Genomic DNA, 12,818 nt, shown 5'->3' with positions numbered 1-12,818 from the left:
GATCACAGGGGGCCGTCGGGGACCGAACGGGGCCAGATTGAGCCGTACCACCACATGATCCCGCCCATCACCATGAGACCTCCCGCCGTGGCGAGCTTGCCCAGCAGGTCGGAGGGCGGCCCGGTGTACGGCAGCCGCCCGTGCCCCCGTCCCCACGCGCAGTCGTTGCGTACCCGTGTGGAGTCGATGAGCGTGTCGGGACGGGCCTCGCTGACCGAGTACGCCTCGATCTCGCGGGCGGAGCCGCGGTTCACCTTGACCGTCCTGATCACCTTCTTGCGGGCCGGGATCGAGCCGGTCGCCACGCTGGCCGAGTCGACCCGCAGGTCGAACCGGGCGAGCTGGCGCGTCTGGTTGCGCAACGTCACCCGTACGGACCCCGAGTGGCACGCGAGCCGGTCGGTCGTCATCGTGAACGGGTCGCCCTGGTCGGGAGTCGGCAGCGGCCACGCCTCCGCGGACGTCGGGAGCAGCAGGACCGCGCCCACGGGAAGGGCGGCCAGGACGAGGCGTGTACCGATGCGCATGTGCTCCTCCCGAGCCCCCGCAAGCGTGATCTTTGCTACAGATCGTGCCCATAAGAGCACAGAAAGTAACATGACTGAGCCGGGGGAGCGGAATGCCCGTCGCACCCTTCATGATGGAGGTATGGCGGAAGCGATCTACGTCGGCGGTTTGTTGGTGGCGACGCCGCTTCTCGACGACCCCAACTTCCGGCGTAGCGTCGTGCTCATCCTGGAACACGACCTCGACGGGGGCACGCTCGGGGTGGTCCTCAACCGGCCGAGCGACATCTCGGTCACGCAGGTGCTGCCGGTGTGGGACCCGCTGGTGACCGGGCCGCCGGTGTTGTTCGAGGGCGGGCCCGTACAGACCGACAGCGCCCTCGCGCTGGCGGCGGTCCCGAGCGGGGAGGAGCCGCTCGGGTGGCGCAGGCTCCACGCGGGCACCCCGGCCGTCTCCCGGCTGGGCACGGTCGACCTCGACGCGCCCCCCGAGATCCTCCAGGGCGAGATCGCGCAGATGCGGATCTTCGCCGGATACGCCGGTTGGACCTCCGGCCAGCTGGAGAGCGAGATCGCCGAGGGCGCCTGGTACGTCGTCGACTCCGAGGACGGCGACACCTTCCACGGCGACCCCGGCTCGCTCTGGCGGCACGTGCTGCGGCGTCAGCCGGGCGAGCTCGCCTTCGTGGCGACCTGCCCCGACGACCCCACGATGAACTAGCTCGCCGGGCGGGTGTCCCAGCCGGGCCGCAGCGACGCCTCGGCCAGCGCGACCGCGTCGGAGATGCGCTGCTTGATCTCCGGCATCGTGGTCTCCCTGCGGGGGCACTCGAAGCCGATGCGCATGGTGGACATCGCGAACGCCACGATCAGGTACGTCAGCTGATCGTCCTCGGGGGCGACACCCCTGCGGGCGGCGACGGCCTCGGCCAGGCGGAGTTCGGTCACGCTGCCCCGGGCCACGGACTGGCCCACCAGGTGCGGATACTTATCGAAGAGTTTCCGCAGCTTCAGGAACCTCTCGGTGTCCTCCGGCGTTGACCCGTGCATGTCGTCCACCATGGCCCGCAGGCCGTGCATGAGCGACGTGAACGGGGGTTCGTCCGCCGGACGGCCGGCGAAGGTCTCCAGGAGGATCTCCTCGCCGTGGTCGTGGAACCACAGGACGAGATGGTCCTTGCCGGTGAAGTAGCGGAAGAACGTACGGGGAGACACTTCGACCACCCCCGCGATCTGCTCGATCGTGGTGGACTCGTATCCTTGTTCGAGGAAAAGATCAAGCGCCGCGTCCAGGAGTGCGACGCGCGTCTTCTCCTTCTTGCGTTCCCGTAGACCCACAGCGGACACTCCCTCGCCACCTATCTGTCACAGTGTGCCAGAAGTCATACGGTGACTATCTAAAACCGTTTGTCATAAGTCATTGCCTGACATAGATTACCTGAGGCTTACGAGATCTATGCCGCTTTGTGGGGCGGTACGTGTAACTGAGGGGGACTTATGGCTAACGCGAAGGCGGTCGCCGAACCGTCGTCGCCCAGCCTCGGTAAGACGGGGACTGGTGGCGGAAACCCATGGCTGGTGCTGTTGGCGGTCAGCCTCGGCGTCATCATGGTGATGCTGGACGGCACGGTGGTGGGCATCGCCAACCCGGTCATCCAGGTGGAGTTGAAGGCGTCGCTGTCCGACCTGCAGTGGGTGACCAGCGGTTATCTGCTCGCGCTGGCCGTGTTCCTGATCACCGCGGGCAAGCTCGGTGACCTGTTCGGCCACAAGCGCGTCTTCTTGATCGGTGTGACCGGCTTCGCCCTGTCCTCGGTGGGCATCGGCCTCAGCCAGGAACTGGCCGACGTCATCCCCGGCGTCTCGCCGGTCGGCGCGCTGATCGGCCTGCGGGTGCTGCAGGGCCTGTTCGGCGCGCTGCTCCAGCCGGCCGCCCTCGCCCTGCTGCGTGGCGCTTTCCCCGGTGAGAAGCTGAACCAGGCGATGGGCGCATGGGGTGCGATCATCGGCCTGTCCAGCGCCGCCGGCCCGATCGTGGGCGGCGTGCTGGTGGAGAAGGTGAGCTGGGAGACGGTCTTCTTCATCAACGCCCCGGTGGGCATCGTGGCGCTGATCATGGGCATCTTCCTGATCAAGGAGAACCGCGTCGTCCAGACGTTCGGCAGGATCGACTGGCTCGGCGTGCTGCTGCTGTCCGGCGCGATGTTCTCGCTGGTCTGGACGATCATCAAGGCCCCCGAGTGGGGCTGGGGCGACGCGACGACGCTGACCTTCATCGGCGCGTTCGTGGTGCTCATCGCCCTGTTCATCGTCTGGCAGAGCAAGGCCAAGCAGCCGCTGGTCCCGCTGTCCCTGTTCAAGAACGTCTCGATCTCGATCGGCACCCTGCTGATGATGATGGTCGCGTTCGCGATGTTCGGCGCGATGTTCTTCCTGGGCTTCTTCTTCCAGGGTGTGCACGGCCTGTCCCCGCTTGAGGCGGGTCTGCGGATGTTGCCGATGAGCGCGGGCATGATCGTGGCCTCGCCGCTGGCCGGCATGGCGATCGGCAAGCTCGGCCCGAAGATCACGATGGCCGCGGGTCTGCTGATCACCGCGTGCTCGATGTTCCTCATGTCGCGTCTCAGCATCGACGCCTCGTTCATCGAGAGCGGCCTGCCGTTCGTGTTGCTGGCCTTCGGCCTCTCGCCGGTGTTCGTGGGCGCCACCGAGATCATCGTCGGCAACGCGCCGGTCGAGCTGAGCGGTGTCGCCGGTGGCGTGCAGCAGTCGGCCATGCAGGTCGGCGGCGCGCTCGGCACCGCGATCCTGGGCGCCGTGATGGCCGGCGAGATCGCCGACAAGCTGCCCGGCTACCTCGGCCCGGCGGCGCAGGGCGTCCCGCCGGAGCAGCTCACGCTGCTGGAGAAGGCCGCCGCGTTCGGTATGGCGCCTCCCGGGTTGCCGGAGGTGGTCACGAACGCCGTGCACAACTCGTTCATGGACGGCATGCACCTCGCCTTCCTGGTCAGCACCGGGGTCGCGGTGCTGACGGCCCTGCTGACGATGTTCGTCAAGGCGGGCCGCAAGTCCGAGGGCGCGCCGGTCCACGTCGGCTGACCGCGCTCCGCAGGAACGGCTCCCGCCAGTGTGGCGGGGGCCGTTCCGCTATTTGGGGGTCACGGTGAGGATGACGCGGCCGGAGGTCTTGGTCGTGACCGTCAGGATGCGCCGGGCGGCGTTCCAGACGGCCGTGCCGCCGTCCACCTGGGCGCCGTTCGGGAAGCCGCGCTCGGGCACGTAGATCTCGGTGGGTCCGGTCTCGTTGGCGTCGAAGGCCACCTGGAGGCGGTTCTCGCCGTACGTCACGCTGACCGGGACGCCGCCGATCGCCCTCGGGTACGCCCTGACGTACACGCCCGGCAGCGGAGTGGCCTTCCCCTTCGCGTCGTACGGTCCCCAGGCGTCGGCGTCCCGCGACCAGTACGCCATCCCCGTCCCCACCTGGTCGCTCAACCCCTGGACCTTCTTGACCAGGTCGGACGCGCCGGGCCTGGTCATGTCCAGCCCGAACTCGCCCAGCAGGACCGGCGCCCGCATCCGCTCGGCCGTCCGCGCGATGTTCTCCCGCCACCAGCCGAGCGTACGGTCGGTCCACTCCTTGGAGCCCGCGGCGTAGTCGTCGCCGAGGTCCAGGGGCAGCGGATAGAGGTGCGGGGCGAAAGCGATGCGCGGCGGGCCGCCGCGCGGGTCGTCGAAGCGCGGCAGCGCCGACGGCAGACCCCAGTTCACGCCCACGGCCTGCGGCTCCAGGAAGATCCAGCCGTCGGGGTCGACCTCCCTGATCCGGGCGATGGTCTTGCGGTAGAGGGTGGCGAGGGGGCCGGTCTCGAACGTCGCGCCCTGCACCGAGCCGCCCCACGGCTCGTTCATCAGGTCGTACCCGAGAACGCCCGGCACGTCCTTGAAGCGGGCCGCGACCGCCGCCCACGCCTTGGCGTAGCGGTCCATCAGGTCGGGGTAGTCGCCCGTGGTGTTCCAGAAGTGGTCGAAGGCCCGGATGACGCCGGGCTCCAGGTAGTACATCTCCCAGGTGAACTGCTCGGTGGCCACCGGCAGGCCGTCGGTGTGGGTGGCCCAGGCCGGCGCGCCGTTGCCGGCGACGCCGGTGGGGGTGATGGCGTTGCCCCACAGGTCCTGGTGCATGTCGAGCATGACCTGGTAGCCGCGGTCGGAGTACCAGCGCACCCGCTCAGCCACCTTGTCCAGATATTTCATGTCATAGGTGCCGGGGGAGGGCTCGACGGCTCGCCACAGGATGAGGAAACGCACGAAGTTCGTGCCCATGTCCCGGTACTCGCGGTCGATGTCGTCCGGGGTCAGCTCCGGCAGCGCGTCCGGGGCGCCCTTGGCGCTGCCGGCCGTGTTGAAGCCGTGCAGGATCAGCGCCCGGCCCTGGTCGTCGGTGACGTAGCGGGGGGCGGACGGGGGAGCGCCCCTGGTCCCGGCGGCGACGGCGCCTCCGGCCAGCAGGACGAGCACGGCTGCCGTCGCGAGCAACCTGGCACGCTTCATCTGATCTCCGCGGGTGCCGGGAAATGGGGTCTTCCATCAGAATCATGGACGCGGCTAGCCTGCCGAACATGAGCCTTGTTCGCAATAGCCTGCCGGCGATCGTCGCCTTCGTGATCGTCCTGGCGTTCGGCCTGTTCGGCGCGGCCCTGGTCACCAGGGTCGGCTACCTGGCCGTGCCGTCCGCGATCGGAGGGCCGTACGCGCTGCCGGGGCTGCGTGTCGTACCCCTCGGCGAGACGACGTGGCTCCTCACGCTGGCCGACACCGTGCTGGCGCTCGCGCTGGTCGGCGCGGTGGCGTCCGCGCGCGGCGGATTCTGGCGCACCTGGGGCGCCTTCCTGGTCGCCGCGATCGTGGTGAACCTGCTGCGCGCGGCCCTGCTCGCCATGGTGGCGCAGGCCGGCCTCGGCGCCTACCTCGGCTATCTCGGGGGCGGTCTGCTCACGGGGCTGATCTGGGGAATCGTGCTCGGCTGGATTCCGGGCCTCGCCGCGCTGCCACGCCGGCGCGGAACGCGGGACCGGTCGCCGGCGGGCATAAAATCGATGGGGTGAGCACGAAGATCCTCCCCGAGCAGGAGACCACTCCGCGCACCTCGCACGGCGACGGCGACCACGAGCGCTTCGCCCACTACGCGGACAAGCACAAGATCACCGAGAGCATGGTGACGGGCACGCCCATCCGTGCCCTGTGCGGCAAGATCTGGGTCCCCAGCCGGGACCCGAAGAAATACCCGGTCTGCCCGGAGTGCAAGGAGATCTACGAGGGTCTCCCGTCGGGCGGCGGTGGCGGCGACGACAAGCAGTGAGTGTTGCTGAAGGCCAATCCCTCCGGGTGGGGTTACGGTCGGTAATCTGACCAGCCCACACCGTCACTGGGGGATCGCATGGCCCGGCGCGCGTCCGCCGTCTCGTTGGCATGCCTGCTGGCGGCCGGGCTCGTCCCGCCGCTCCGGCTCGATGCCGCGCGGATATCCGGTTGCCTTCCGGCCGCCGCGCGCCTGGCCCGGGCCGTGCCGGGCGCGACGGGCCCGCGTTCGCCGCGCCCGGAAGACGTCGCCAAGGTCATGGGCGAGCTCAAGACCAGGCTGCGCGGTGTCGCCGTGCCCGTCCGGATCACCGTGCCGACCAGGGTGATCCTCCTCACCGACGGCCGGCGCAAGGTCTCCGACCAGGCCGTCAGGGCCCAGCTCGACGTGCTCAACACCGCCTACTCCGGCGGTTACGGCGGCGTCGACACCGGCGTGCGCTTCAAGCTGGAGTCGGTCTCGGTCAAGGAGAACGCCTCCTGGTTCACCGACCCCGTCGGCGCCGAGAAGGCCATGAAGACCCGCCTGCACCAGGGCGGCGCCCAGACGCTCAACCTCTACATCGCCCAGCTCAGCGAGCTCATGCTCGGCTTCGCCGCCTACCCCTACTGGTACGCGGGCGCCCCCGCCCTCGACGGCGTCGTGATCGACTGGCGTACGCTGCCGGGCGGCGCGATGACCAACTACAACAAGGGCTTCACCGGCGTCCACGAGATCGGCCACTGGCTCGGCCTGTTCCACACGTTCGAGAACGGCTGCGACGCCCCCGGCGACGGCATCGCCGACACGGCGCCCGAGGGCGGCGCGACCGAGGGTTGCCCCGAGAGCAAGGACACCTGCCCCGGCGCCGCCTCCGACCCGATGCACAACTACATGGACTACACCCACGACCGGTGCATGTCGGAGTTCTCCCAGGGCCAGGCCGACCGCATGCACGAGATGTGGGCCGCGTACCGCCGCGCGACAGATGTCTAGTTTCCGCACATTTACGATGTGTAGGTGACAGCACCGAAGGCAATCGACACTCCCGACACCACACCCCGGATCCTGGGGCCCGAATTCCGTACGGCCACGTTGGGCATCGTCCTCGTGGTCACCCTGATCGCCTTCGAGGGGATGTCGGTCGGCGTCGTCATGCCGGAGGTCTCGAAGGACCTCGACGCGCTCAACCTCTACGGCATCAGCTTCTCCGCCTTCCTCATCGCCAGCCTGTTCGCCAACGTGGTGGCCGGGCTCTGGTCCGACCGGCGCGGTTACCCGCTGCCGTTCCTGGCCGGGGTGGTGCTGTTCGTCGCCGGGATGGCGCTGGCCGGCACGGCCGACGCCAAGGAGCTGTTCCTGGTGGCGCGGGCCGTCCAGGGGCTCGGGGCCGGTGCCTCGATCGTGGCGCTGTACGTGATGATCGCGCGGGTCTACCCGGCGGCCGTACGGCCCAAGGTCTTCGCGGCCCTGTCGGCCGCCTGGGTCGTGCCCTCGATGGTCGGGCCCGCGGTGGCGGGGTTCGTCGCCGAGCAGTGGGGCTGGCGCTACGTCTTCTACGGCATCATCCCGCTGGTGATCCCCGCGCTGGTCATGCTCGTCCCGGCCCTCCGGATGGCCTCCTCCGAGCCGGACGCGGAGCCCTCGCGCGGGCCGCGTTCGCAGCCGCTGGCGATGACGCTGGCCGCCACCGCCGCGGCCGGCGGCGCGGGCGCGCTGCTGTGGGGCGTGGACGAGCTGCACAAGCAGCCCGTGACCGGCGTCGCCGCCACCCTCGCCGGGCTGGGCTTCCTCGTCTACGGCCTGCACCGGCTGCTGCCGGCGGGCGCGCTGCGGTTCGGGCGCGGGCTGCCGACGACCGTGCTGCTGCGCGGCTTCTTCTCCGCGGCCTTCTTCGGCGTGAACTCCTTCATCCCGCTGGTGCTCCAGTCGGTCAAGTTCTTCGACGCCAGGACCGCGGGGATCGCGCTGACCACGGGCGCGCTCGGCTGGTCCACGGGGTCGTTCCTGCAGAGCAGGCGGACCGCCGAGCCGCACCGGCGGATCAGGCTCGGGGCGGCGTGCGTCACGGTCGGCATCGTGATCGCGCTGTTCGCGGCGCTGCCCTCGGTGAACGGGTGGATCGCGGTGCCGGCGTGGATCGTGGCCGGGTTCGGCATGGGCCTCGGCATGACCACGGTCAGCGTCACCGCGCTCAAGCAGTCGCCGGTCAGCGAGCAGGGCGCCAACTCGGCGGCGCTGTCGGTCACCGACATGCTGGGCTCCGCGCTGACCGTCGGCCTGGGCGGCGCGGTGATCAACTTCATCGGGCACGAACCCTCCCAGATCGCCAGCGGGTTCGTGGTGATCTCGGTCATGATGGCGCTCATCGGTCTCGCCACCACGTTCCTGGCCGCCCGTACGCGCTGATCGTGCGATTCTGCCCCTCCCGCCACAGCGATCACGGATCGCCAGATCTTCGTCCCGAGGAGTGATAGGACAGCGGACGAGGAGGTGTCATGGAGGACGATCACCGGGTCTGGCCCCCCGCTTCCGGGCCCAGGCACCGCCGCCCCCCTCCCCGCGACGCGGGGGACGACTCCGACGAGGACGAGGAGGCCCCCTGGCCGCCGCGCCGGGGGCGCGACCCGTACGGGCGGGAGACGGCCTGGAACCCGCGGATCCGCAGGACCGTCCCGATCGACCCACCGGCCCCCTCCGAGGCGCTGCCGCCCTCCGCCCGGCTCTACGGCACCCCCGCCGATCCCGGGCCCCCGGAACAGGCGCCGAGCCGCGTACGGCGCTGGCCCGGCGTCCTGGTCGCCCTGGTGGCGGCGGCGGGGCTGGTCGCGGGGACGCGGGCGCTGGCGCCCCGGCTCACCGCGCCGCCGCCCGAGCCCGGACGGCTGAGCGACGCCGCGGCGGGTGTGTCGCTGCTGCTGCCGCCCGGCTGGAGCCCCGGGACGGTCCCGCCGGTCACCGGGTTCACGTCGGCCGCCAGGGACGGGAACGGCGCGCTGGTCATGGCCATGAGGGTCCCCGGCCCCGTGACGAACGCGAAGAAGACCACGGGCGAGGCCGCCGAGCTGTACTCCAGGCTGCTGCTCAAGGGCGACAAGGTCACGGTCGTCGAGGACCGCGACATCCCCCAGGGGCACACCAGGGCGCTGCGGGCCGAGTACCAGGACGTCGTCAACCGGCCCGCCTTCCTGCGCGTGATGCTTCTCACTCGCGCGGGGCGCGCGGTGCTGCTCGTGGGCCTGCTCCAGCCCGAGGCGACCGGCGGAAGACAGGCGCTCGACGCGGTGATGACGAGCTTCAGATAAGCCACATAGCACGTAGGGAAGACCTTGGCCAGAATCCTCGGTGCACGGCACGTCTTGTCGGTGAGCCCGATTACTCTTGGGTCACTGTGAGAGAGCGAAGCACACGAACCCCAGAGGTGATGCGGTGAGCACCTTCGCCGCGTCCCACCTTTCGCCTTCCTATCCAGACCGCGCCGCGTGGGGCACCGCGCCCAAGCTGCGCGCCTGGCAGCAGCAGGCGTTCGACCTGTACTTCAGGCGCGAGCCGCGTGACTTCCTCACCGTGGCCACCCCCGGCGCGGGCAAGACGACCTACGCCCTGCGCATCGCCAGCGAGCTGCTGGCCAACGGGGTGATCCGGGCCGTCACCATCGTCACGCCCACCGAGCACCTCAAGCGCCAGTGGGCCGACGCCGCCGCCCGGGTCGGCATCGGCATCGACCCGGAGTTCAAGAACAGCCAGGGCACCACCTCGCGCGACTACACCGGGGTGGCGGTGACGTACGCGCAGGTCGCGATGCATCCCGCCCTCCACCGGGCGCGCACCGAGGCCCGCAAGACGCTGGTCATCTTCGACGAGATCCACCACGCGGGCGACGCCAAGTCGTGGGGCGACGGCGTGCGCGAGGCGTTCGAGCCGGCCACCCGCAGGCTCCAGCTCACCGGCACGCCGTTCAGGTCCGACGACAACCCGATCCCGTTCGTCGACTACGAGGAGGACGCCGAGGGCGCCAAGCGCAGCGTCTCCGACTACTCCTACGGCTACGGGCCCGCGCTCGACGACGGCGTCGTCCGTCCCGTGATCTTCCTCGCCTACTCCGGCGAGATGAAGTGGCGTACCCGCGCGGGCGACGAGATCGCCGCCACGCTCGGCACCCCGCTCACCAAGGACCAGCTCTCCCAGGCGTGGCGGGCCGCGCTCGACCCCAAGGGCGACTGGATCCGCCAGGTCATGCAGGCCGCCGACCGCCGGCTGACCGAGATCCGCCGGGGTGTGCCCGACGCGGGCGGCCTGGTCATCGCCACCGACCACGAGACCGCCCGCGCCTACGCCCGCCACCTGCGCAACATCACCGGCGAGGGCGCGACGGTGGTCCTGTCCGACGACCCGGGGGCGTCCAAGAAGATCAAGAACTTCGGGAGCTCCCCGGACCGGTGGCTGGTCGCCGTCCGCATGGTCTCCGAGGGCGTCGACATCCCGCGCCTGTGCGTGGGCGTCTACGCCACCTCGATCTCGACCCCGCTCTTCTTCGCCCAGGCCGTGGGCCGGTTCGTCCGCGCCCGCAAGCGCGGCGAGACGGCCTCGGTCTTCCTCCCGTCGGTGCCCACCCTCATGGGGCTGGCCAACGAGATGGAGGTCGAGCGCGACCACGTGCTCAACCGGAAGCCTCCGGAGGACGGCCTCGACGACAGCCTGCTGGAGCAGGCCAACCGCCAGAAGGACAACCCCGACGTCCTGGGCGACGAGCTGCCGTTCGAGACGATGGAGACCTCGGCCACGTTCGACCGGGTGCTCTTCGACGGCGGCGAGTTCGGCACCGGCGCGGAGATCGGTTCGGCCGAGGAGGAGGACTTCCTCGGGCTGCCCGGCCTCCTGGAGCCCGACCAGGTGGCCACCCTGCTGCGCAAGCGCCAGTCCGACCAGCAGGCCAAGCGCCGGCAGAGCCCTGCCGAGCAGCCCAAGGAGACCCTGGCGCCCCACGAGCAGATCGCCGAGCTGCGGCGCGAGCTCAACGGCCTGGTGGGCGCCTGGAACCACCGCACCGGTCAACCCCACGGGGTCATCCACGCCGAGCTGCGGCGCACGTGCGGCGGGCCTCCGATCGCGCAGGCCACGTCCGAGCAGATCCAGGAACGCATCGACGCCATCCGCCGCTGGGCCACCCAGCGACGCTAGCCGCGCCCCCCTCGCCGGCCCGCCTCGGGCCGGCGAAGGGACCCGCAGGGGGACCCTGCGCATTTGGACACAGAGCAGTGACCTTCCGTTAGAACCTCAGCCAGAACGGCAAGAACCCTCTTGGCTGTCTCGGGATCAGCAGAAGGATCTAGCCCATGTCGTCTGAGGCCCCTGGAACGTCGACCCTCACCGTCTCGTCCGGCCTCTCCCGAAACGCCATCATCATCCGGCTCGAAGGGGAGCTCGACGTCTACGCGCTTCCGGTGCTCCGGGAGCACATGCACCACATCTGGGAGCTGCCCGCCAAGCCGTTCCTGATCCTGGATCTCGGCGAGGTCGCCTTCTGCGACTCGATGGGCCTGAACGAGCTCGTCGAGGTCATGCAGCGGTGCGAGTCGAGGGGCACCAGGCTGCTGCTCGGCGGGGTGCACGGGGTGATGGCGCGGGTGTTGTCGATCACCGGGCTGCGGCACGCGTTCGAGGTGTTCGCCAGGTTCGACGACGCCCTGCGGCTGGCGGTGGCCACACTCTAGAGGCTCGCGGGGGCCGGGATCCTCTTGCCCGAGCGCCCGTCGACCGGGATGTAGCGCCTGCCGGCCGGCAGCGGGACCGTCAGCGCGGCCCGTCCGCCCTTCACACGTACGGGAAGGGTGCGCACGCCCTCGTGGTCGCCGCTCAGCGGGCCCTCGTGCACCCACACCAGCAGCCTGCGGCCCTCGGTACGCGAGATCACCTTGGCCGTCGCGCACTCGCGCGGCGCGGCCGACCACGACAACACCAGCTGCCGGCCGACCGTGGCCCACTGGGGGATCGGCGTACGCTCGTCGCAGGCGGGCAGCGCGGGCGCCGGCGGCATGTCGTGGGCCACGACCACGGGACCGTGATCGGGACGTATGGCCTGGCCCATCGCGATCGTCGCGCCCTCCAGCAGCACCAGCGTCACGACGGCCCCCACCCGCGCCCCCGGACGACCCTTGACGAGCACCCAGAGGGCGAGAGGGGCGAGGAGCAGCCAGGCGACGCCCAGGGAGATGGCAAGCATGAGTAACCTCGCACGAGAATGAAGAGATATGACTCTACGTACTACTTCGGCTGCGGAGAGGTTAGGTCATCCTTGAATATCACATGACCACAGGGTTGCGCACTGTGTACCGTGCGTGATCATTGTGGGCATGGCGAAGCCGCCCGGCGCCCGTCGTGCCGGGGCCGGGTCAGCCTTCCTTGGGAGCGCCCTTCAGTGTGACGCCGGCGGCCTCCATCTGGGCCATGGCCGACTCGGTGGTCGTCCGGTCGACGCCCGCGGTCAGGTCGAGCAGCACGCGCACGGCCAGCCCGTTGGCCACCGCGTCGAGCGCGGTCGCGCGTACGCAGTGGTCGGTGGCGATGCCCACCACGTCGACCTCGTTCACCCCGCGCTCGGCCAGCCATTCGGCCAGCGGGGCGCCGTCGCCCGAGGCGCCCTGGAAACCGCTGTACGCGGCCGCGTGAGCGCCCTTGCTGAAGACCTCCTCCACCTCCGACACGTCGAAGGAGGGGTGGAAGTCGGCGCCGGGGGTGCCGGCCACGCAGTGGGCGGGCCAGGTCGTGGCGAAGTCGGGGTCGGCCGAGAAGTGGTCGCCGGGGTCGACGTGGTAGTCACGGGTGGCCACGACGTGGTCGTAGCCGTGGTCGCTCAGGTGGCGGGTGATCGCCGCCGCGACCTCGGAGCCGCCCGCGACGGGCAGGCTTCCACCTTCGCAGAAGTCGTTCTGCACATCGATGATGATCAGCGCGGTGCCCATAAGAGCACG

Annotated in this window: 14 protein-coding genes; 9 read left to right on the top strand and 5 right to left on the bottom strand. The window is 70.3% G+C overall.

The annotated features are described in order from the left end of the window. Positions 1-2: 2 nt before the first annotated feature. Complete coding sequence (locus IEZ27_RS21705) at positions 3-527, bottom strand: hypothetical protein (RefSeq protein WP_189648906.1); 525 nt, start codon at positions 525-527, stop codon at positions 3-5. Between the two features lie 121 nt (positions 528-648). On the opposite strand from IEZ27_RS21705, the gene IEZ27_RS21700 reads away from it, so the two are divergent. Continuing rightward, positions 649-1,227 carry a YqgE/AlgH family protein gene (locus IEZ27_RS21700; protein ID WP_189648905.1) on the top strand — a complete coding sequence of 193 codons (579 nt, stop codon included), beginning with the start codon at positions 649-651 and terminating at the stop codon, positions 1,225-1,227. Here the strand turns inward: IEZ27_RS21700 and IEZ27_RS54055 are convergent. After that, on the bottom strand, positions 1,224-1,844 hold the full coding sequence (locus IEZ27_RS54055; protein ID WP_229824196.1) for a TetR/AcrR family transcriptional regulator: 621 nt from the start codon (positions 1,842-1,844) through the stop codon (positions 1,224-1,226). The genes IEZ27_RS21700 and IEZ27_RS54055 overlap by 4 nt on opposite strands. 159 nt (positions 1,845-2,003) lie before the next feature. On the opposite strand from IEZ27_RS54055, the gene IEZ27_RS21690 reads away from it, so the two are divergent. After that, positions 2,004-3,605 (top strand): MFS transporter, encoded by a 1,602-nt coding sequence (locus tag IEZ27_RS21690; protein ID WP_189648904.1) that lies wholly within the window; start codon positions 2,004-2,006, stop codon positions 3,603-3,605. 48 nt (positions 3,606-3,653) lie between these two features. Here IEZ27_RS21690 and IEZ27_RS21685 read toward each other — a convergent pair whose 3' ends face one another. Then, positions 3,654-5,060, bottom strand: a complete 1,407-nt coding sequence (locus IEZ27_RS21685; RefSeq protein ID WP_189648903.1) for a cellulase family glycosylhydrolase — start codon at positions 5,058-5,060, stop codon at positions 3,654-3,656. A 68-nt stretch (positions 5,061-5,128) separates the two neighbouring features. On the opposite strand from IEZ27_RS21685, the gene IEZ27_RS21680 reads away from it, so the two are divergent. The 7 genes from IEZ27_RS21680 (at position 5,129) to IEZ27_RS21650 (ending at position 11,561) form a co-directional block, all read left to right on the top strand. Continuing rightward, the gene (locus IEZ27_RS21680; protein ID WP_125631585.1) at positions 5,129-5,614 is read left to right on the top strand and encodes a hypothetical protein; all 486 of its coding nucleotides are present in this window, start codon (positions 5,129-5,131) and stop codon (positions 5,612-5,614) included. Beyond that, positions 5,611-5,868 (top strand): DUF3039 domain-containing protein, encoded by a 258-nt coding sequence (locus IEZ27_RS21675; protein ID WP_125631583.1) that lies wholly within the window; start codon positions 5,611-5,613, stop codon positions 5,866-5,868. The genes IEZ27_RS21680 and IEZ27_RS21675 overlap by 4 nt, the downstream gene beginning before the upstream one ends. 78 nt (positions 5,869-5,946) lie before the next feature. After that, entirely contained in the window at positions 5,947-6,843 is an 897-nt protein-coding gene (locus IEZ27_RS21670) for a zinc metalloprotease (RefSeq protein WP_229824195.1), read from the top strand. Between the two features lie 24 nt (positions 6,844-6,867). Then, positions 6,868-8,256, top strand: a complete 1,389-nt coding sequence (locus IEZ27_RS21665; protein ID WP_189648902.1) for an MFS transporter — start codon at positions 6,868-6,870, stop codon at positions 8,254-8,256. Positions 8,257-8,345: 89 nt separating this feature from the next. Then, entirely contained in the window at positions 8,346-9,152 is an 807-nt protein-coding gene (locus IEZ27_RS21660) for a hypothetical protein (protein WP_189648901.1), read from the top strand. A 124-nt stretch (positions 9,153-9,276) separates the two neighbouring features. Next, a complete protein-coding gene (locus IEZ27_RS21655; protein ID WP_189648900.1) occupies positions 9,277-11,028 on the top strand; it encodes a DEAD/DEAH box helicase in 1,752 nt (583 codons plus the stop codon). 155 nt (positions 11,029-11,183) lie between these two features. Beyond that, entirely contained in the window at positions 11,184-11,561 is a 378-nt protein-coding gene (locus IEZ27_RS21650; RefSeq protein ID WP_189648899.1) for an STAS domain-containing protein, read from the top strand. Here IEZ27_RS21650 and IEZ27_RS21645 read toward each other — a convergent pair. Together IEZ27_RS21645 and IEZ27_RS21640 are read right to left on the bottom strand one after the other, a co-directional pair. After that, entirely contained in the window at positions 11,558-12,070 is a 513-nt protein-coding gene (locus IEZ27_RS21645) for a hypothetical protein (protein ID WP_189648898.1), read from the bottom strand. The two genes, IEZ27_RS21650 and IEZ27_RS21645, sit on opposite strands and share 4 nt — an antisense overlap. 169 nt (positions 12,071-12,239) lie before the next feature. After that, on the bottom strand, positions 12,240-12,809 hold the full coding sequence (locus IEZ27_RS21640) for a nicotinamidase (RefSeq protein WP_125631571.1): 570 nt from the start codon (positions 12,807-12,809) through the stop codon (positions 12,240-12,242). Between the last annotated feature and the right edge of the window lie 9 nt (positions 12,810-12,818).

Origin of the sequence: Nonomuraea spiralis (assembly GCF_014648435.1) — a bacterium.
In the GTDB taxonomy this organism is placed as follows: domain Bacteria; phylum Actinomycetota; class Actinomycetes; order Streptosporangiales; family Streptosporangiaceae; genus Nonomuraea; species Nonomuraea spiralis.
This window is presented reverse-complemented; position numbering and strand designations above follow the sequence as displayed.

Coding starts and splice junctions, on each gene's coding strand:
- IEZ27_RS21705 (WP_189648906.1), bottom strand. CDS start 527: ATGCGCATCGGTACACGCCTCGTCCTGGCCGCCCTTCCCGTGGGCGCG.
- IEZ27_RS21700 (WP_189648905.1), top strand. CDS start 649: ATGGCGGAAGCGATCTACGTCGGCGGTTTGTTGGTGGCGACGCCGCTT.
- IEZ27_RS21690 (WP_189648904.1), top strand. CDS start 2,004: ATGGCTAACGCGAAGGCGGTCGCCGAACCGTCGTCGCCCAGCCTCGGT.
- IEZ27_RS21685 (WP_189648903.1), bottom strand. CDS start 5,060: ATGAAGCGTGCCAGGTTGCTCGCGACGGCAGCCGTGCTCGTCCTGCTG.
- IEZ27_RS21680 (WP_125631585.1), top strand. CDS start 5,129: ATGAGCCTTGTTCGCAATAGCCTGCCGGCGATCGTCGCCTTCGTGATC.
- IEZ27_RS21670 (WP_229824195.1), top strand. CDS start 5,947: ATGGCCCGGCGCGCGTCCGCCGTCTCGTTGGCATGCCTGCTGGCGGCC.
- IEZ27_RS21660 (WP_189648901.1), top strand. CDS start 8,346: ATGGAGGACGATCACCGGGTCTGGCCCCCCGCTTCCGGGCCCAGGCAC.
- IEZ27_RS21650 (WP_189648899.1), top strand. CDS start 11,184: ATGTCGTCTGAGGCCCCTGGAACGTCGACCCTCACCGTCTCGTCCGGC.
- IEZ27_RS21645 (WP_189648898.1), bottom strand. CDS start 12,070: ATGCTTGCCATCTCCCTGGGCGTCGCCTGGCTGCTCCTCGCCCCTCTC.
- IEZ27_RS21640 (WP_125631571.1), bottom strand. CDS start 12,809: ATGGGCACCGCGCTGATCATCATCGATGTGCAGAACGACTTCTGCGAA.